The sequence below is a fragment of the Eggerthella timonensis genome, assembly GCF_900184265.1.
Classification (GTDB): domain Bacteria; phylum Actinomycetota; class Coriobacteriia; order Coriobacteriales; family Eggerthellaceae; genus Eggerthella; species Eggerthella timonensis.
In genome coordinates this window covers 1,093,149-1,113,603 of the sequence record NZ_FXXA01000002.1, presented here as the reverse complement: position 1 = coordinate 1,113,603, position 20,455 = coordinate 1,093,149, and the positions used below count along the sequence as shown (strand labels likewise).

At 64.4% G+C, this 20,455-nt stretch carries 9 protein-coding genes; 5 read left to right on the top strand and 4 right to left on the bottom strand.

Features of this window, described 5'->3' with window-relative positions:
- Window positions 1-108: 108 nt before the first annotated feature.
- From C1A15_RS04610 to C1A15_RS04600, 3 genes are all read right to left on the bottom strand, one after another.
- Window positions 109-1,629: an IMP dehydrogenase gene (locus C1A15_RS04610; protein WP_101723696.1), complete on the bottom strand. Its 1,521-nt coding sequence runs from the start codon at window positions 1,627-1,629 to the stop codon at window positions 109-111.
- Window positions 1,630-2,270: 641 nt separating this feature from the next.
- Entirely contained in the window at window positions 2,271-3,662 is a 1,392-nt protein-coding gene (locus C1A15_RS04605; RefSeq protein ID WP_101721471.1) for a sodium-dependent transporter, read from the bottom strand.
- Between the two features lie 420 nt (window positions 3,663-4,082).
- Window positions 4,083-5,519: an aminopeptidase gene (locus C1A15_RS04600; RefSeq protein ID WP_101721470.1), complete on the bottom strand. Its 1,437-nt coding sequence runs from the start codon at window positions 5,517-5,519 to the stop codon at window positions 4,083-4,085.
- Between the two features lie 650 nt (window positions 5,520-6,169).
- Here C1A15_RS04600 and C1A15_RS04595 point away from each other — a divergent pair.
- Together C1A15_RS04595 and C1A15_RS04590 are read left to right on the top strand one after the other, a co-directional pair.
- Window positions 6,170-9,448 (top strand): ABC transporter ATP-binding protein/permease, encoded by a 3,279-nt coding sequence (locus C1A15_RS04595; protein ID WP_101721469.1) that lies wholly within the window; start codon window positions 6,170-6,172, stop codon window positions 9,446-9,448.
- Between the two features lie 483 nt (window positions 9,449-9,931).
- Entirely contained in the window at window positions 9,932-12,358 is a 2,427-nt protein-coding gene (locus C1A15_RS04590; RefSeq protein ID WP_101721468.1) for an MBG domain-containing protein, read from the top strand.
- A gap of 9 nt (window positions 12,359-12,367) precedes the next feature.
- Here the strand turns inward: C1A15_RS04590 and C1A15_RS04585 are convergent, their stop codons facing one another.
- On the bottom strand, window positions 12,368-14,926 hold the full coding sequence (locus tag C1A15_RS04585) for a winged helix-turn-helix domain-containing protein (protein WP_101721467.1): 2,559 nt from the start codon (window positions 14,924-14,926) through the stop codon (window positions 12,368-12,370).
- Between the two features lie 142 nt (window positions 14,927-15,068).
- On the opposite strand from C1A15_RS04585, the gene C1A15_RS04580 reads away from it, so the two are divergent.
- The 3 genes from C1A15_RS04580 (at window position 15,069) to C1A15_RS04570 (ending at window position 20,437) form a co-directional block, all read left to right on the top strand.
- Window positions 15,069-15,443: a four helix bundle protein gene (locus C1A15_RS04580; protein WP_101721466.1), complete on the top strand. Its 375-nt coding sequence runs from the start codon at window positions 15,069-15,071 to the stop codon at window positions 15,441-15,443.
- A 97-nt stretch (window positions 15,444-15,540) separates the two neighbouring features.
- Window positions 15,541-18,366: a hypothetical protein gene (locus tag C1A15_RS04575; RefSeq protein ID WP_101721465.1), complete on the top strand. Its 2,826-nt coding sequence runs from the start codon at window positions 15,541-15,543 to the stop codon at window positions 18,364-18,366.
- 10 nt (window positions 18,367-18,376) lie between these two features.
- Entirely contained in the window at window positions 18,377-20,437 is a 2,061-nt protein-coding gene (locus C1A15_RS04570) for an alkyl/aryl-sulfatase (protein ID WP_101721464.1), read from the top strand.
- Window positions 20,438-20,455: the final 18 nt, after the last annotated feature.

Sequence of the window (20,455 nt, the reverse complement as noted above, 5' to 3'; positions counted from 1 at the left end):
AGCATGGGGGTTCGCACCGGAGGTCGACGCTCCTTTTATATGCAAAAGCGCCGCCCGCGGGTGCGGACGGCGCTTCGACGTACGTTGGCGCGCTGAGTGCCGAGCGGCTTAGTGGATGGTGCTGCTCACGTAGGGGGTCTTGTCCTTGAGCACCACGTCGTGGGCACCGCCCTCGACGATGGACGTCGACGACACCACGGTGAGCTTCGCCTTGTCCTGCAGCTCGGGGATGGTGAGCGCGCCGCAGTTGCACATCGTGGACTTCACCTTCGACAGCGTGAGGTCGACGTTGTCCTTGAGCGTGCCAGCGTAGGGCACGTAGCTGTCCACGCCCTCCTCGAACGACATGCCCTTCTTGTCGCCGCCCAGGTCATAGCGCTGCCAGTTGCGGGCACGCGCGGAGCCTTCGCCCCAGTACTCCTTCATGTAGGAGCCGTTGATGTTCACCTTGTTCGTGGGGCTCTCGTCGAAGCGGGCGAAGTAGCGGCCCAGCATGACGAAGTCGGCGCCCATGGCCAAGGCCAGCGTCAGGTGATGGTCGTACACGATGCCGCCGTCGGAGCAGATGGGGATGTAGACGCCCGTCTCCTCGAAGTACTCGTCACGGGCCTTCGCCACCTCGATGGTGGCCGTGGCCTGGCCGCGGCCGATGCCCTTCTGCTCGCGCGTGATGCAGATGGAGCCGCCGCCGATGCCGATCTTGATGAAGTCGGCGCCCGCATCGGCCAGAAAGCGGAAGCCCTCGGCATCCACCACGTTGCCCGCGCCCACCTTCACGTCGTCGCCGTAGTGCTCGCGAATCCACTCGATGGTGAACTTCTGCCAGTCGGAATAACCCTCGGAGCTGTCGATGCACAGCACGTCGGCACCGGCCTCCACGAGCGCCGGAACGCGCTCGGCGTAGTCGCGCGTGTTGATGCCCGCACCCACCATGTAGCGCTTGTGGGAGTCCAGCATCTCGTTGGGGTTCGACTTGTGCGAGTCGTAGTCCTTGCGGAACACCAGGTACATGAGGCAATCGTCGTCGTCCACCACGGGCAGCGAGTTCAGCTTGTTGTCCCAGATGATGTCGTTGGCAACCTTGAGGCTGGTGTCGGCCGGGGCCACGATCATCTTCTCGCGCGGGGTCATGAAGTCGGCCACCTTCGCGTCCATGGACATGCGGGACAGGCGGTAGTCGCGATCGGTGACCACACCCACCAGCTTGCCGTGCGGCGTGCCGTCGGCGGTGACGGGCATCGTGGAGTGGCCGTGCTCTTCCTTGAGGGCCACCACGTCGGCGAGCGTCATCTCGGGCGACAGGTTCGCGTCGCTCGTCACGAAGCCGGCCTTGTAGTCCTTGACGCGGGCGACCATAGCCGCCTGGTTCTCGATGGTCTGCGAGCCGTAAATGAACGACAGGCCACCCTCGGTGGCCAGCGCGATGGCCATGCCGTCGTCGGACACGGACTGCATGATGGCGGACACCATGGGGATGTTCAACGAGATAGGGGCTTCTTCGCCACGCTTGAACTTCACGAGCGGCGTCTTCAAGCTCACGTCGGCGGGGATGCACTGGGCCGACGAATAGCCGGGGACAAGCAAGTACTCGTTAAAGGTACGGGACGGCTCGTCGAAATAGTATGCCATGAACTCCTCCATCTGCGATCGGTGCGGTGATCCGGCGGCCCGGCGACGCGACCGCGCCGTCAAGTCCACCGTTACTCAGGTGTTACCCGCTATTATAGCCACGGGAGCCCCGCCCACGCGAGCAATCCCAGGGAATATGGAGAAAAATATGCGCCTCCCATCCGGCACCGCAGGCCAGGCCGGCGCTCGCAGACGTATCGCACGCCAGACGATTGCACTTCGCGCCGAATCCCTACCTGACCGCACAGACGAAGCGGGAAAACAGGGGTCCGTGTGACTTTTTCGAGGTTGTGGCAGAGCGTTCAAAAACAACATCCTTCTGACCTGCGGTTTCAGAAAACGTAATTAGCACGACGTTTTGCAGATTCCATCGGGAAAACCACCGTCAGCAAAACCCCTGATCATGGCTGTGCAGAATTCTTCCCTCTGCCACAACCTCGAAAAAGTTACACAAGGGAGCACAAAACGCGCTCTCGAAGAAATTCAGTGCCCAAACCGGCCGGTCGGCAGACCGAAGCAACCATGTAGAGCGTACGGGGAAGAACGGGTGAACGAATCCGCGAGCGCCCGCACGCAACCGTCACGGCGCAAACAACTTCCTCGTTTCGCCAAGTCTACCCGCTTCTACCCGATGCTACCGGCTACCCCATCCCCAACCAGGTTCGCACAATAGGCACGTAGCCCGCCACGAACACCACCGTGATCAGACCCGGCAGCACGTAGCGCACGTACAGGCGCGTCCAATGCGGGAAGCCGATGCCCTTGCCGGTGTCGGCCTCGCGGACGAACGCGTTCCAGCCCCAGCCGCGCTTCGACGTGCAGAACAGCAGCAGCACGAGGCTGCCGATGGGCAGCACCGTGTTCGAGATGAGGAAGTCCTCGATGTCGAGGATGTTCCCGATGCCCGGCACCTCCACGCCGGCCCACAGGTTGAAACCCAGCACGCATGGCAGCGACAGCAACGCCAGCGCCACACCGTTCACCAGGCACGCCTTCGTGCGCGGCAGGTTCCACTCGTCCATGCTGAAGCCCACGATGTTCTCGAACACCGCAATAACGGTGGACAGCGCCGCAAAGCTCATGAACAGGAAGAACAATGCGCCCCACAGCTGCCCGAACGGCATGTGCGAGAACACCGAGGGCAGCGTGACGAACACGAGGCCCGGGCCCGCTCCCGGCTCCACGCCGAACGCGAAGCACGCCGGGAAGATGACGAGGCCCGCCATGATGGCCACGAGCGTGTCGAGCCCCGCGATGCTGAGCGCCTCGCCCGTGAGGCGCCGATCCTTGCCGATATAGCTGCCGAAGATGGACATGGACCCCACGCCCACCGACACCATGAAGAACGCCTGTCCCATCGCCGCGAACACGGCCTCGAAGAACGTGCCCCACCCGTTCGCGAACAGCTTTCCGAAGTCGGGCATGAGGTAGAACGCGAGGCCCTCCCCCGCGCCCGGCAGCGTGACCGCGCGCACGCACAGGATGGCGAGCACGGCGAACAGCGCACCCATCATCACCTTCGTCACGCGCTCGATGCCCTTTTGCAGGCCCGCGCGCGTCACCGCCACGCCGATGCCCACCGTGAGGACCATGTACGCGGCCGACTCGACGGGGTTCGCCAGCAGCGCGTCGTACACCGCCGAGACGCCGGACGCGTCGAGCCCCTCGAACGTGCCCATAGCGCTGCGCACCATGAACGCCAGCATCCATCCCGTCACCACGGTGTAGAACATCATGAGCAGGTAGTTCCCGCCCAGCGCGATCCACTTGAAGCGGTGCCACTTCGATCCGGCGGGCTCGAGCGTGTCGTAGCTGCGCGCGATGCCCTTCTGGCTGGCGCGCCCCACCGAGAACTCCATGATGAGGATGGGCAGCGCGAACACCAGCAGGAAGAACATGATGAGCAGCACGAAGGCCGCGCCGCCGTACTGCCCCACGATGTAGGGAAAGCGCCACACGTTGCCCAACCCGATGGCGCAGCCAGCGCTGATCAGGATGAACCCCAAGCGCGAGCCGAATTTTTCTCGAGCCATGAATCCTCGCTTATCGAAAAGCGCCCGGATCAAGCGGCCCGGGCGCGCATATGCAATGCGAGCAGTGTAACGGAAAACGACGACGCGGCCAATTGACGGTTTCGCGCCCTTCGGAGAGCGTGCGCCCGCGCATCGCCAACTTTGCGCCTGTGTCGAGAAATCCTCCAGTCGTGGCCGTTTTCGACGGATATCCGTCGTTCGGAAGGGCTTCGCCCGAACACGCGCGCCGCTCATAGGAAGACGTTTTCCAAAGAACCAGTTCAGCGGCTTGGTGCATTTTTCCGAGCCGCGAGATGCTTTGAACGGCGACGTATATCCGTCGAAAACGGCCACGAAACGAGAATTCACGAGCGCGCCGGCCGAGCAGACGCAAGCGGGCGCACTCGCCGCGCCCGCCCCGCTGTCCCGCAGTCGCAGCCCCTACGCGTTCTTCAAGAACGCCTCGTAGCCTTTGAACGCCTCGTAGATGTCGGCTTTGCTCGTGACTTCCCAGGGGGAGTGCATCGACAGCACCGGCACGCCGGAGTCGATGACGTCCATCCCATATTTGGCGGGGATGTAGGCGATGGTCCCGCCGCCGCCCACGTCCACCTTGCCCAGCTCGGCGGTCTGGAACGACACGCCCGCGTCGTCCATGACGCGGCGGATGCGCGCGACGTACTCGGCGTTCGCGTCGTTGGAGCCGCTCTTGCCGCGGCTGCCCGTGTACTTGTTGAACACGAGGCCGCGCCCGAGGAACGCCGAGTTCTTCGCCTCGAACGCGCTCGCGTAAGCGGGATCGAAGCCGGCGGACACGTCGGACGACAGCATGCTGGAGGACGCCAGCGCGCGGCGCAGCGGCAACGGGCCGCTCTCGCCCGCCAGCTCCATGACCTCGGCGATGGTGTTCTCGAAGAACTGCGACGCCATGCCGGTGGCGCCCACGCTGCCGATCTCCTCCTTGTCCACGAGCACGCACACCGCCGTCTTCTCGGGCGCTTCGGCGAGCGCAAGCTGCGCGACCAGCGACGTGTAGGCGCACACGCGGTCGTCCTGGCCGTAGCCGATCACCATGCTGCGGTCGAACCCGAGATCGCGCGCGCGACCGGCGGGAACCACCTCGAGCTCGGCCGAGAGGAAGTCCTCTTCGTCGATGCCGTACGTATCGGCCAGCAGCTTGAGCGCGAACGCCTTGACGGGCTCCTTCTCGGCGTCCTTCGTCTCGCTTTCGCCCCCGATCGCATCCGCATCTGCATCCTGCGCGGCGCTGACAGCCGGGCGATTGCCGATGAGGAGGTCGAGATCCTCGCCCTCCACCACTTCGTTGGCCTTCTTCGCCATCTGCTTGCCTGCCAGGTGGATGAGCAGGTCGGTGACGCAGAACACCGGGTCATCCGGGTCGTCGCCCACCTGGACGTCCACCACGGTGCCGTCTTTCTTCGCGATCACGCCGTGCAGCGCCAGCGGCAGCGTGACCCACTGGTAGTTCTTGATGCCGCCGTAATAGTGCGTGTCAAGCAGCGCGAACCCGTTCGATTCGTACAGCGGGTTCTGCTTGAGGTCGAGGCGCGGGCTGTCGATGTGCGCGCCCAGGATGTTGAGGCCCTCGGCGAGCGGACGCTTCCCGAGATGCGTCAAAATGAGCGCCTTGCCATGCGCCTGCGCCCACACCTTGTCGCCCGCTTTAAGCGCGCGACCCTCGCGCACCGCCTCGACGAGGCTCACGTAGCCGTGCTCTTCGGCCAGCGCAATCGCTGCAGCAGCGCATTCGCGTTCTGTCTTGTTGTCCGAGATGAAGTCGATGTACTCGGCTGCCAGATGCTCGAGCGCCTCGAGGTCGGCCTCGTCGTACTTCTTCCAAGCTACGTCTCGTTCCATATGCGGTCCTTTCATCGCAAAAGACACGGTGTCCTATCGTCTCGTTCGCGCTCAATTGTAGTGCGACTTCGATTAAAAGTGGCCCACGCGAATCGTTCTGTCAAAAACTCGCGGAAACCGAGGCCTCGGTACGAGGAAATCCGACTGATGAGGTGAGATCATGAGGACAGAAAGCAGCCGCTTGGCTAGGTTCGGCCAATGCAGGTGCAGCGCTTTGGCAAGATGGAGCTTTTCGACGGATACTGCCGCGCGTTAAGCTCCCTGCCCCTCGGAATACGGTAAAGAAATCAGAAATAAATTTTGATATCTTACCGTAACAAGCGAACAGCATCTCGGGGTCGCTTCCAAAGGCGGAAAATCCGCTCAAGTCAGCCGAAAAAGTCGGGCAGTGGGCGGCCAAAGACGATTTTCAAGCTCGAAATTCCAAAGTTCGGTACTATATCGAGAAAAAATTCCGGATTCATTACCGTAGTTGCGCGCTCGCTACGCTATCTGCATCTTTTGGTTTCCGAAGGTAACCGTTCGGTAAACTCGGTGAAGATTGGGGATTCTCACCATGAGAAAGCGGGAGAATCGACCATGATTGACGAACTATCAACCATTGCGTAACACCTGCGCTTCCTTGGCGAAGCGCGCTCGAAAGGCACCTCATGCTGCAACTGCTCAATATATGCAAGTCGTACACGACGGCCGACTTCACGCAAACCGCGCTCGACAACGTGTCGGTTTCGTTCCGCGACAACGAGTTCGTGGCCATCCTGGGCCCCTCGGGCTCGGGCAAGACGACGCTGCTCAACATCGTGGGCGGCCTCGACCATTACGACTCGGGCAACCTCATCATCGACGGCATTTCCACCGAACAGTATAAAGATAAGGATTGGGACGCCTACCGCAACAACCGCATCGGCTTCGTGTTCCAAAGCTACAACCTCATCCCCCACCAGACGGTGCTGTCCAACGTGGAGCTGGCGCTCACGCTGTCGGGCGTGTCGCGCGCCGAGCGGCACGATCGCGCCGTGGCCGCGTTGCAGCAGGTAGGCCTGGGCGACCACATCAACAAGAAGCCCAGCCAGCTGTCCGGCGGCCAGATGCAGCGCGTGGCCATCGCGCGCGCCCTCATCAACGACCCCGAGATCCTGCTGGCCGACGAGCCCACCGGCGCCCTCGACTCCAAGACGAGCGTCCAGATCATGGACCTGCTCACCGAGATCGCGAACGACCGCCTCGTCATCATGGTCACGCATAACCCCGAGCTGGCCGAGGACTACGCCACGCGCATCGTCACGCTCACCGACGGCGTCATCCGCTCGGACACCGACCCCTTCGACCCCACCGCCGAGGACATGCGCGAGAGCGAGAAGCCCGCGCGCCGCACGAAGATGTCGTTTTTCACGGCGCTCGCGCTGTCGTTCAAAAACCTCATGACGAAGAAGGGCCGCACGCTCATGACGGCGTTCGCGGGCTCCATCGGCATCATCGGCATCGCGTCGATCCTAGCGCTGGCCAACGGCGTGAACAACTACATCAAATCCGTCGAGGAGGAGACGCTTTCGGAGTACCCCCTGCAAATCCAGAGCACCGGCTTCGACATGACGTCCATGATGTTCGGCGCAGCGGGAGAGGGGGCGGAAGCCTCCGGCGACGGCGGCACCGAAGAGAAGCCTGAAGACTCCGTGCACGTCGTGGAGATGGTGTCGAACATGGTGTCGAGCATCGGGTCGAACGACCTGGCCTCGCTCAAGGAATACCTCGACAGCGGCGAGAGCGACATCGACCAGTACACGAACGCCATCGAGTACACCTACAACGTTGCGCCGCAGATCTTCAGCTCCGATGCCGAGAAGCTGCGCCAGGTCAACCCCGACAAATCGTTCTCCGCGCTGGGACTGGGCTCCTCCACCAGCTCGAACAGCCTCATGTCCATGTCCATGAGCACCGACACGTTCTACGAGATGCCGAGCGACCCCGGCCTGTACGAGTACCAGTACGACGTGAAGGCCGGCCGCTGGCCCGAGAACCACAACGAGGTGGTGCTCGTGCTGACGGGCAACGGCGGCATCAGCGACTTCATGCTGTACACGCTGGGCCTGCGCGACTCGGCCGAGCTCGACGACATGGTGAAGAAGTTCGCCGCCGAAGAAGAGGTGACCGCGCCCACCGACATGGAGGACCCCTCCTACGAGGACATTCTGGGCGTCTCGTTCAAGCTGGTGAACGCCGCCGACTATTACGTCCACGACGACGAGTTCAACGTGTGGAAAGACAAGACCGACGACGAAGCGTACATGCGCGAGCTGGTGGAGAACGGCGAGGACATCGAAGTGGTGGGCGTGGTGCAGCCGCGCGACGACGCCACTGCCACCATGCTGAGCTCGGGCATCAACTACCCGGCGACGCTGACCGACTACGTGATCGAGGAGGCCGCCGACAGCGCCATCGTGAAGGACCAGATCGCCCACCCCGACACGAACGTGTTCACGGGCAAGTCCTTCGATGACGAGGGAGACGACGAGGACGCCTTCAGCATGGAGTCGCTGTTCACCATCGACGGCGACGCCATCCAGGCCGCGTTCAAGTTTGACGAAAGCGCGCTGACCAGCGGGTTGTCCGGCATGTCGCTCGATCTTTCGGGGCTGTCGCTCGACATGGGCTCACTGCCGGCGTTCGACGGCTCGTCCATCACCATCGACCCCTCGAGCATCGACATGGGGCAGTACCTCGACTTCAGCGACATCAAGCTCGATATGGGCGACGTGCAGCCGGACATGGATTCGGCGAAGATGCAAGCCGCCATGAAGGAGATCATGGAGGGCTTCCAGCCCTGGTACAAGAACTGGGCGCAGGAGCAGGTCGCGCAAGGCAAGGTTCCTACCATGGAGGACGGCGCCAAAGCCTACCTCGCAAGCGACGAGGTCCAGAAGAAGATCGCAGCCGCCATCATGGGCTCCATCGACATGGACAAGGCAACCGAGGCCCTGCAAGCCCAGCTGCAGCAGCAGATCGGCGCGAAGATGCAGCAGGCCGTGCCCGCCATGGCCCAAGCGCTGCAAAGCCAGCTGCAGGCGTCCATCTCCACCGCCATGAGCTCGTACATGCAAAACGTGCTGGGCGCGTACATGCAGCAGATGTCGGCGGCCGTGGAGGCCCAGGTGTCGGCCGCCATGCAGCAGTCGATGAGCCAAATCGCGGCGAATATGTCCAACGCCATGAGCATCGACGAGTCCGCGTTCCAGAACGCCTTCAAGATGAACATGAGCGAGGAAGAGCTCGGCGAGCTGATGATGTCGCTCATGAACACCGAGGACACCTCGTACGACAACAACCTGAAGAAGCTGGGCTACGCCGACCCCGCCAAGCCGGGCGGCATCGACATCTACCCCATCGACTTCGAGAGCAAAGAAAAGGTCATCGAGATCCTCGACGGCTACAACGACCGCATGACCGACGAGGGCCAGGAAGACAAGGTCATCACCTATACCGACTTCGTGGGCACGCTTATGTCCTCGGTCACCGACATCGTGAACATGATCAGCTACGTGCTGGTGGCGTTCGTGGCCATCTCGCTCGTGGTGTCGTCCATCATGATCGGCGTCATCACCTACATCAGCGTGCTCGAGCGCAAGAAGGAGATCGGCATCCTGCGCTCCATCGGCGCCAGCAAAGGCGACATCAGCCGCGTGTTCAACGCCGAGACGATCATCGTGGGCTTCACGGCCGGCGTCATCGGCATCGGCCTGACCGCGCTGGCCTGCATACCCGCCAACGCCATCGTGTACTCGCTGTTCGACGTGGCAGATGTGGCCTCGCTTCCGTGGCAGGCGGCCGTCATCCTGGTGGCCATCAGCGTGTTCCTCACGTTCCTGGCCGGCCTCATCCCCTCGAGCGCCGCCAGTCGCAAAGACCCCGTGGAGGCGCTGCGCAGCGAGTAAGCGCCTCGATCCCCAAACCCTGGAAACGCGCGGCACGCATCGGCCGCGCGTTTCTTTTTGTCCGCAACAACCCCGCTCATCCGCGTTCCAGCGCACGCTCCCGCTCCTCCTTTCGCGCACGGAGAAAAGTATCGGCTGAAACCTCATCCCGGATGATAGTTCTGCATTTTCGGGACTCGTATACTGGCGCTGGCGGCATAGGCACCGCTTGGCCGCTTCGGCTCCCATCTCGACAAAAGGGGTTGTTATGTCTCGCATCCAGAAGATCTCGCGCGGCGCCGCGGCTTTCGGAGCGCTCGTGTTCGCGCTCGCGCTTGCGCTGGCGTTCTCGTTCAGCGCCAACGGAAACGCCCATGCTGACGTGAAGCCCGCGGGCACGATCGAGGATATGCAGCAAGTCGCGTCGAATCCCACGTACGACGGCACGCCGCAGCAAGGCTACGGGGAACCCCGTACTGCACGTACACGGACGACGACGGAGCCGTGCACACGTACACCGGGCCGTTCACCGTCACCTACACGGGCACCGTCCACGAGGGCACAGCCTACGAGTATTCCTACGGCCCCGCCACCGAGGCGCCCACGCAAGCCGGCAGCTACCAGGTTGAGCTCTCGCTGCCCGGCAGCGCGCCCTGCACGGCAGCTCCCTCCGCAAGGAGCTTCATCATCAAGCGGGCCCCGCTCGCCGCCACCGTATCGCCCGACGATGAGAACGCAACGAGGCCCTACGACTACTCGGAAACGCCGACGTTCACGGACGTCAAACTGACAGCATTCACGGGCTTGGCGCCCGACGACAAGGGAAAGGTGGACATAACCGTAACCGGCGACGCGCTGAAGCGGGACGGCACGGGCGCACTGGCTCCCGATGGCAACGTCGCAACCGACAACGGCACGCCGGCAGGGAACCCGACGGGAAAGCCGTTCAAGGCCACGAGCGTGTCCTACAACAACCCGACCAGCTGCAACTACGATCTGCAGACGGGCCCCGATGCGTACAGCGTATCGGGTGAGGTCATGATCGTCAAAATGCCGATGAAGGATATCAACGAAGCGACCAAGCACGAAGTATGGAACGAGTACGGCGCCTCCTATAGTATGCCCGTGTATTCCATACCGAAGGGCAGCACGTCTGCCGACTACACGATCATCACGGACATGACGGAAACCCAGGGTCTGTATAAAGCCGAGATCGAGAACATAAACAATGAGACCTATCTCAAGGTCTACGCCAACGGCAAGGGCGACGACGCCTACGACGCCGTGACGGTTCGGATGAGCGCGCTCGAAAACCATGAGGACTTCAACGTCACCTTGCACGTGCAGTACTTTAGGGAGACAGTGAAGGCTATCGAAGGTGTGACCGCGCTGCCCTCGCCCGTCAAATACGACGGCCAACCCCATGCAGGTTTCGAGGGAACCCCGACAGCCTACTACCTCTACAATGGCAACCGCGTGGACTACGGCACCTCGCCAGACGAAACGTTCGCCATCTCCTACACCGGCACGGCCGCCGACGGCACGCGCTACGATTCCGCCACGCCGCCCACGAACGCCGGCACCTACCAGGTGACGATAGCGATCTCGCCGGGCCACGTATGCAAGGGCTCGACCACGTTCGACTTCGCCATCGTACAGTGCTCGGCCAGCGTCACCTGGATGGACACGCTCAACCGCATCCATGGGGACGGCAAGGAGGTGACCGCGCACGTCGTCGGCGCCGTTACCGGCACCGACGTGTCGCTGACGGTAACGGGAGGCAACGAGACCGACGCGGGCACGCACAGAGCAACTGCCGTTCTCGCAGGCGCCGACCGCAGCAACTACGTCATCCAGGACGGCTCGGATTCCGTTTCCTACACCATCGGCAAAGCCGCAGCGTTCGATTTGAGCACGACGGCAACTGCGCTGGTTGGCAGCCAGACCACGGTCGACCTCTCCAGCCTGTCAGGACTGCCGAACGACCTCGGCCCCGATCCCGTTCAAGCCGCGACCACGTTCACCAAAAACGGGCTTGCCGACGCGCAATTCGACGCGGCGTCGGGCAAGCTGACGCTCACCGCTTCCAGCAGCGTCACAACCGGCGCAACCGACACCGTGCGCATCGCGCTTTCCGGCATGACGAACTACGAGAACAGCACCATCGTCGTAGCCGTGCAGTACGAGAAGGCTTCCGCAACCATCGGCGGCATCGATGCGCGGAACGCGGCTTACGACGGATCGCCGCATGCGGGATACACGGGCACCCCGACGGCCGCCTATCGATTGACCAATGCGGGCGAGCCGCTTGTCTACAACGGGCCGTTCGACATCTCCTACACCGGCACGGCCGCCGACGGCACGGCTTACGGACCCGTATCCACGCCGCCCACCGCAGCCGGAATCTACCGGGCGACGTTCGCGCTGCCCCAAAACGCGCCCTGCACGGGCCAGCCGGCCGTGCTCGATTTCGCCATCGACAAGGCGTCGCTCGTGTTCCGCGCGCTCGACGCCTCCATGACGGCAGGCGATTCCCTGCCGCCGCTCGGCTACGCCGCCGAAGGGCTCGCGGACTCCGATCACGTCATCCAGGAGCCCCGCCTGTCGGTTGCGGGCGACACGACGGCAGCCGGCTCCCTCGCCATCGCCATCGACGGCGGCATCGTAGACAACCAGGCATGCTACAACGTGTCCTACGCGGGCGGCACGCTCACCGTCAACGCCGTCCCGAAGCCCGAGCCCGCGCCCGAGCCTCCGGCGAAGCCTGAGCCCAAGCCCCTTCCCAAGCCCACGGCGGAGCCTGAGGCCGAGGCCGCCATCCCCGCAACCGGCGACAACGCCCTGCCTGAACTGCTCGTTTGCGCAGCGGGAGCCGCCGTGCTCGCCATCGGCATCGCCGCAGGAAGGCGTCGCCGCAACGAGCGGGAGTGACCGCGGCCCCTACAGCAGCCCCAGCTCTCGCGCGCGCAGAACGGCGTCGGGCGCGGCGTGGACGTCCAGCTTGCGGTAGGTCGCCTGCACGTGGCTTTTCACCGTGGGCAGCGACAAGCCGGTCTCGGCGGCGATCTCGGCATTGCGCAGGCCGCGCGCGAGCAGTTCGAGCACGCGCTTCTGCTGCGGCGACAGCTTCACCGGCTTGGTGCGCACGCCGAGGTTGGCGCATACGCCGCGGAAGCGCCGCGCGCGATCGTGCGCGGCCAGGTAGGCCTCCTGCACGAACGCGCGCTCGAGCGGCCCGTCGTAGCCCGAGCGCGCCAGACGCTCGACCAGGCTCTTCAGCACCGGCTCCACCGCTGCGCCCTCGTCGGCCACCACGCGGAAGAACCCGTAAGGCGCGAGTGCTTCCATCCCCTCGAGCAGCACGTCCACAGCGTCGGCCCGTCGCCGAGCAGCCCACAACAGCGCCGCCAGGAGCGCGCACGCCTCGCCCACGTCGAGCGGACGGTTGAACGACCGCCCGAATGCGCGCAAGCGCTCCAGCAAGCGTTCGGCCTCGTCCGCCTCCCCGAGCACGATGAGCGCTCGCGCGGTGGTGAAGTGCTGGAACGAGCGCACGAACTCGATGCGCTCGACGTCGGTGACGAAGTACTCGTCCAGCCACGCACGCGCTGCGCGCTTGTCCGCATCGAACAGCGCGAGCTTCGCTCGGTACGCTTTCAGGTTGGGCAGGAAATGCGGCGCTTCCGTCTCCGTGAGCGCCACGAGGTCGTCGAGCGCAACCGCAGCCTCCGATTCGCGCTCCATCTGCCACAACGTCGCGTGCTTCATCACCATGATGCATACGCGCCCGTCCTCGCGGTTCTCCGGCACGAGCGCCTTCTCGGTTTCGCGCAGCCCAGCGAGCGCCTCGTCCAGGCGATTGCGCTCGTAGGCGAAGCACGCGGGCAACAGCGGACGCACGTAGCCCCATTCCGCCCCCAGCAGCGGCGCGAACGTGCGGCCGATCAGCTCCATGCCGCCGTCCTCCAGCGCGATGGCCGAGTAATCCACGTTGCTGCGATGCGGATAGGGCAGGTTGTGCGTGAACGACGCGATCTCGGTGGCCAGCCCCGACGGGGTGAAGCGCTTCACGAACCGGCCGAACAGCGAGAATTTCCGCGCCTTCTCGATGATGGTGGTGCGGTGGTCCACGCTGTAAGCCAGAAGCGCGAACTCCATGAACCGCGAGTCCGACGCCGCGATGCGCGGCAGGGCTCGGTACAGCTCGTCCAGGTGGTGCTCGAACGCCGTGCGCTGGCTGGTGAGATAAAAGTACCACGCGGCCAGCACGCGCAGAGGCGGGCACACGCGGTACGCGTCGGCGGGAAGCGACTCGATATCGAGCGTGCGCAGGAAGTCCGCGTAGTCGGCAACCGAGCCGCGCGCGTTCTCGAACAGGAACAGCAGCAGGTAGGTGTCCATGCCGGAGAAATCGCCGCTCTCGAACCAGAACCGCAAGGCGCGCGTGTAGTCGTGCCGGTCGCGGAAGTGCTCGGCCGCGCGCTTGCAGAGCGCCACGCGGTCCACGCCCGCCTCCGCGGCCTTCTCGCGCAGAAAATCGCGGAACAGGTGATGGTAACGGTACGTGTCGCCGTGCAACCGCGAGAGGAAGGTGTTCGTGCGGGCGAGGCGCTCCATGACCTCCCGGGCGTCGTCGCGCCCGGACAGCAGCGCCGCCAACGTCGGGTCGAACTCCTCCGCCACGCTGGTGGCCAGGCAGAACGAGCGCAGCTGGTCGTCCCAAGCACCCCACACCTGCTCTTCGAAATAGCTCGCGAACAGGTAGTGGCCGTTGCGTCCGTCCGTGCGATCCGACTTCGCGAGCGCCGCCACGCCGATGGCCCACCCCTCGGTGGCTGCGTGCACGAGACGCGTCTCGTCGGGCGTGGGGAAGCGGCCGAGCGCGTTGAAGTAGCCGCGTATCTCGTCGGGCGCGAATCGCAGATCGTCCGCTCCGAGCACCGCCGGGCCCTCCGTGCCGCCGAGCGTGCGCCATTCCTCGGGCAGCTCGGCGCGCGACAGCAGCAGCACGGCGAACGCGCCGGGCAGGCGACGGAGCACGGCGGGCAACGATTTGACGATCTCGCGGTTGCGAATGAGGTGCATGTCGTCGACGATCAGCGCGTAGCGGCGCTCGAGCGGGCGCATCTCCATCACCAGCTGCACCGTGTGCTCCACGGGCGATGCGGAAAACGTCGGGCTTCCCAGCACGGCGCGCATGCCCGCATTATCCGGCTGGATGGAATAGAGGCCCCATGCCAGCTGCTTGTAGAACACCGAGGGCACGTCGTCGTAGCGGTCGAGGCCGATCCACACGCACGCGCGTTTCGCCTGCTTCAACCACAGCAGCGCCGACACCGTCTTGCCGCTGCCCGCCGGCGCGCCCAGGTACACGAAGCGCCGCGTGCGGACGGCTCGGCCGATGGCGTCCACCACCCGCAGGCGCGGCGCGCACACGTCGGGAAGGTCCGCCGGTGCGAACTTCTCGCTTAGAATCAGCTCTGCGTCGTCGCGCTCCATAGCATCCCCCTCATTCCCTTTCGAGGGAGAAGTATATCGCCAAAACCTCATCCCGAATGATACTTTTCGCTGACAGGCGCCGATATCGTGTCATACAGGGAACGTTTCACGATCCCACGGCCGAATAAGAGGAGGTGCTCCAATGAACCGATCAAACGACGCATTCGACTTCGCCATCCGCGTGGCCGAACTGGTGCGGTACTTGCGCGAGAAGCCCGAGCGCTTTCCTCTTGCCGCCGAGATGCTGGCCGCCGGCGTGCGCGCAGGCATGGCGGCGCGCGATCTGGAAGATTTGGCGGACGCCGCCCAGGCGTCCCGCGCTCGCGAGGCCTCAGCCGCCATCGACGAAGTGCGCTACTACCTGGAGATGGCCGTGCGCTCCGGCTACCTGACCGAGCTCGAAGCGGCTCGCGTCCGTCAGATGGGAACCGACCTGCGGGAAGCGCTCGTCGGCGAGCCTCCGCCCCCTCCCGCCGACGAGCCTTCTCCCGACCCCGTCCAAGGAGCTTCTTCATGAACGCCGCCGCACGAGCATCGGCATCGCCGCAGATCGCAGGATCGTCCGCCGCCACACCTAGCCCGAACCGTTCGCGTCAGACACCGAGGAGATGTCCATGAAACCGAGCAAGCGAACATCCCAATCCCTGCGCTCAACGCTCTGCCTCCTGCTTGCGCTGAGCATGGTCGCCCTCGTCGCTCCGTTCCCCGGAGCCGGCGCGGGCGCCGCGTTCGCCGAGCAACAAGAAGGCGATGCGCCGAAGCCGCAGGACGCCCCTTCCCCGGACAACCCGGACGAGGGACTGCCGGCCGACCCCGCAGCCGAGCCGACGAACGGCACGCCCGCCGATCGAGTCGACGATCCAGCTGACGACCCTGCAACGAACCCCGCCGACGGCCCCGCAGCGGCCCCTGCCGGCGATGCCGACAGCGCGCCAGCGAGCAGCTCCGACGCCCAGCCCGCTCCCACCGCCGACAGCGGCGGCCCCGAGGTGCGCGGACCCGGCGAGTACCTCATCACGAAGCTGGCCGACGAGGCCATCGACTTCGCCGACAGCGCCATCGTGGCAACGCTCGACTACGCGGCCGAGAAGACCGGCTACAACATCTTCTCCAAAGCGGGCGACCTGCTCACGCTGCCCTCCGGCAAGGGCGACCGCGAGCTCGAGAAGCTCTGCAACGAGATCCTCGACGAACTGGCCGTCGTCGACGAGGACATCAAGAACCTCGGAGACCAGCTGGAAAGCGACATCCTGCACCTCGAGAGCCTCATCTCCACGAACCAATGGGCCACCGACCGCCGCACGCTCACCGAGCTGGCGCAGAAGTACACCGACGCCTACAACGACTATCAGCACTACCTTCAGGCGGCGGCGGACTTGAGCGAGGCAAAGGAGTCGGGCGACCCGAACGCCGCCATGTACGAGACGAAGATGCAGGGCTACCTGGAGAACTTCACCGACAAGTTCGACCCGACGAAGGTAGGCGATCCCATCTCGTTCGCAAGCGACATCCGCAAGCTCGCCTCGGTGTGCTGCAAGGCGTACCCCAGCTTCGGAGTCACCGCCGACGCAGGCGACCTCCCGCAACTCTTCCTGCTGCAGGAAGCCAACTCGGTGTGCAACCAGACGCAGGCCTTCGAGCACCAGAAGTTCGCCGCGCTGACCGCGCAAGCCAACGAGTGCATGGCCGCCTTCGCGCGCCTTTCCTACGTGAACCGGCTCTGGGTGGACTACCAGGCGTCCGTCGCGCCCGACAAGAAGGTCCCCGCGAAGTACCTCACCGAGCAGGAAACAGTGGCCAACCAAGTCGTGCAGGCCGTGAACGACCTTTCCGCGCAGATGCAGGAATACGGTGGCGGCCTCATGCGCCCCTACGACTTCGAAGTGCTGGCGGATATCAACTACTCGAACGGCGGAACGACGCACATGTACGGCCATTACCTGGCGTTCTCCCGGCCGAAGGACCTCAAGATCGGGGCTTCTTGGACACGGCCTTCGATGCTGGCCTACCAGGGCAAGCCGATAGGCTCGAGCACGCCGTTCTTGCTCATGCAGACCGACCACGGCCCGCTTAAGCACAACGACCTGATCGTGTACCAGCGCGACTCCGAGCACACGCCGCGCGGCACGAACTACTGGGACTACTCCACCATGAACCAGGACTGGTACAACCTGGTGGTCACCAGGGACGCGAACTACCGGCTCATCGACGACGCCTCGTCGTTCGCCAAGCTGGTCAGCCCCCAATCCTACGCGCTGTCGGGTGGGCAGGATCTCATCCCCTACCTGGTTAATTACGGCGGCATGGACGCGAGCCTGCTGCCGCCGAGCACCACCACCGCGCTCACCATGAAATGGAAGTCGGCAGCGACCACGCACGACGTCAGCGAGCATTTCAATCATCCCGGCATGGTGGGCAGCTGGTGCTTCACCTATGATTACGTGGCCGACCTGACCCATTACCGCCTGGACCAGAGCTCCAAAGAACTGTCCAAACGAATGGCCACCGCGAACACGAGCCCCTACCACTACGACGAGAAGCTGAGGAATCAGCCGATGCTGGTCATGATGGAGGGTGTGAGTCCGCAGACCCACACCCTCGGCATCGAGCAGACACCCGAGACGAGCGTGCACGTGCAGGATGCACGCGGCAACCTGACGGCATCGGGCGCTTGGCTCAATTCGGCTCAGCGGCTCACCATCACGGTGGCTTCCGGAAACTTCGGCGAGCTGCAGCTGGTCGACCGCTTCGGAAACGTACTCGACACGCTGCTCACCGCGGAGGCGTTCGACCTCTGCGCCGACGAGCACGGCATCGTCACGCTGTCAACGACCATGCCGTACCAGGACTGCATGGTGCGCGTCGTCGATCCCGGCCAACAGCCGGCATCGCCCGCCGACCCGGCAGCCTGCGCGCTGGGCGGATTCGACGACGGCCAGCTGTTCGAGCCGGGCGCGAGCGTATCGTTCGCAGCGAGCGGCACGGAAGAGGACGCGATCAACGCTCCATGGGGCACGCAGCGGCTGCGCCCCTCCGCATGGAGCGTCGCGCTGCTGACCGATTCCGACGCCACCGTCATCGCCGACGGCGCTTGGACGGCACACCCCTTCGAGGGGATGCTGCCCACGGGCGGCATGGTCGACGGCACCTATCGGCTGACGGCGACGTTCGCTCGCGAGCGCTTCGAGAACGGGGCCTGGGTGGACGTCGGCGCGGCCCACGCGCTCAGCCGAACGTTCACGATCCACGACCAACACGTGATCACCGGCCCAGAGGAACCCGCAGGGCCGGCTGTCGCCCCCGGAGGCACGGGCGTTGCGCTTGCGCCTACAGGCGACTGGCCGGCCGGATGGCTGGCGATGCTCGGCGCGCTCCTGACCGCGGCCATCGGAGCGATCTCGCTCTCGCTTCATCGGCTGCGCGACCCCAAGGGAAAGTGAGTATACTCCTATGACCTGCAACCATCGCATCGATCGACGCTCGTTCATCGCCGGAACGTTCGCCACGGGAGCACTCGTGGCCGGAGCTGCCGTGTGCGGTTGCTCGACCGGCGGCACCAATGGAGGGGACAACCCATCCGGCGCTGAGGGCTTTGCTCCACGCAGCCTTACGGCCGATCCCAAGCCGGCAACCGAAACCACGCGCGCCGCCAACGACGCGGTATACGCGCTGCTCGACTTCTCCGACGAGCAGGAGCGCGCGTTCGCCACTCGAGGCCTCATCGCCGCTCCCGACGCGCTCGAAATCGTCGACGACACCGGAAAAGCGGTGTGGAGCCAGAAAGCCTACGCGTTCCTGGACGGAGCCGACGGCCAGCCGGCCGATGCGCCCGACACCGCGAACCCGAGCCTTTGGCGTAATGCGCAGCTCAACCACCTGTACGGTCTGTTCGAGGTCGTAGAGGGCATTTACCAGGTACGAGGCTACGACATGACGAACATCACGTTCGTGCGCGGCGACACCGGTTGGATCGTGTTCGACCCGCTCATGAGCTGCGAATGCTCGCGGGCAGCCTTCGCTTTAGTGACCGAGAATCTTGGCGAACGACCCGTCACCGGCATCGTCATGAGCCATCCGCACGTCGACCACTACGGCGGCATCAAGGGAATCGTGAGCGAGGAGGACGTGGCCGCGCGCAACATCCCGATCATCGTTCCCAGCGAGTTCGCCGAACATGCCGTGTCCGAGAACGTCTACGCCGGCAACGCGATGGGCCGCCGCGCGGGATATCAGTACGGCACGTTCCTGGAGCCGGGCCCGCAGGGAAAGCTCGCCATCGGGATCGGCATGGGACAATCGACCGGCACCGTCACCTACCTTCCGCCGAACGACGAGATCGTCTCCACGGGCGAGACACGCGAGGTGGACGGCGTACTCATGGAGTTCCACATGACGCCGGGCACTGAGGCGCCGGCCGAGATGAATACGTGGTTTCCCCAGTTCAAAGCGTTATGGATGGCTGAAAACTGCACCGGCACGCTCCACAACCTCTACACCCTGCGCGGAGCCGAGGTTCGCGACGGCAACGCGTGGGCGAACTACCTCATGGAGGCAAGGGCGCGCTACGGCAGCGAAGCGCAGGTGACGTTCCAGTCGCACAACTGGCCGCATTGGGGCAACGACGAGCTGAACGAATACCTCGTGAACACGGCGGCGATGTACAAGTTCATCACCGACCAGACGCTCATGTACTTGAACCAGGGGCTCACGTCCAACGAGATCGCTCACCTGATCCAACTGCCGCCCGCGCTCGAGCAAAGCTGGTATACGCGTCAGTACTACGGCACCGTCGCGCACAACGCGAAAGCCGTCTACCAGAAGTACATGGGCTGGTACGACGCGAACCCCGTGCACCTGAACGCGTTGCCGCCGCAGGAATTCGCCCAGAAGCTCTCGGCGTACCTCGGCGACGCGGATGCCGTGCTGGCGAAGGCCCAGGCCGACTTCGACGACGGCCAGTACCAATGGGTGGCCGAAGTGACGAACCTGCTCGTGTTCGCCGACCCGTCCAACCAGCCCGCCCGCCTGCTGTGCGCCGACGCGCTCGAACAGCTGGGCTACGCGGCCGAGTCGGGTCCGTGGCGCAACGCCTACCTCACCGCCGCATTGGAGCTGCGCAACGGCGTGGATGCCGATCCGCGATTCCGCGCCACTGGCAGCGCCGACATCCTACGCGCCATGACGCCGGACATGATGCTCGACTATGTTGGGGTGCTGTTGGACGCGAACGCGGCCGCCGATCTGAACCTCACCGTGAACCTCGCGTTCACCGACGAGGAGCCGTACCTGCTGATGGTGCGCAGCGGCGTGGTGCTGTACGAGCGCGGGACCCAGGCCGACGAAGCCGATGCCACGCTCACCCTGCCGCGGCTCGGCATGTTCGCTATTTTGAAGAATGACCAGGAGGCGCAAGCCGCGAACATTCGCATCGACGGCGATCAAGACGTCGTGGAAAAGCTCACGGAACACCTGGTCTCCTACGAGTTCTTCTTCAACGTCGTGGAGCCGTAGCTGACGGATGGGCGCGAA

Coding starts and splice junctions, on each gene's coding strand:
- C1A15_RS04610 (WP_101723696.1), bottom strand. CDS start 1,629: ATGGCATACTATTTCGACGAGCCGTCCCGTACCTTTAACGAGTACTTG.
- C1A15_RS04605 (WP_101721471.1), bottom strand. CDS start 3,662: ATGGCTCGAGAAAAATTCGGCTCGCGCTTGGGGTTCATCCTGATCAGC.
- C1A15_RS04600 (WP_101721470.1), bottom strand. CDS start 5,519: ATGGAACGAGACGTAGCTTGGAAGAAGTACGACGAGGCCGACCTCGAG.
- C1A15_RS04595 (WP_101721469.1), top strand. CDS start 6,170: ATGCTGCAACTGCTCAATATATGCAAGTCGTACACGACGGCCGACTTC.
- C1A15_RS04585 (WP_101721467.1), bottom strand. CDS start 14,926: ATGGAGCGCGACGACGCAGAGCTGATTCTAAGCGAGAAGTTCGCACCG.
- C1A15_RS04580 (WP_101721466.1), top strand. CDS start 15,069: ATGAACCGATCAAACGACGCATTCGACTTCGCCATCCGCGTGGCCGAA.
- C1A15_RS04575 (WP_101721465.1), top strand. CDS start 15,541: ATGAAACCGAGCAAGCGAACATCCCAATCCCTGCGCTCAACGCTCTGC.
- C1A15_RS04570 (WP_101721464.1), top strand. CDS start 18,377: ATGACCTGCAACCATCGCATCGATCGACGCTCGTTCATCGCCGGAACG.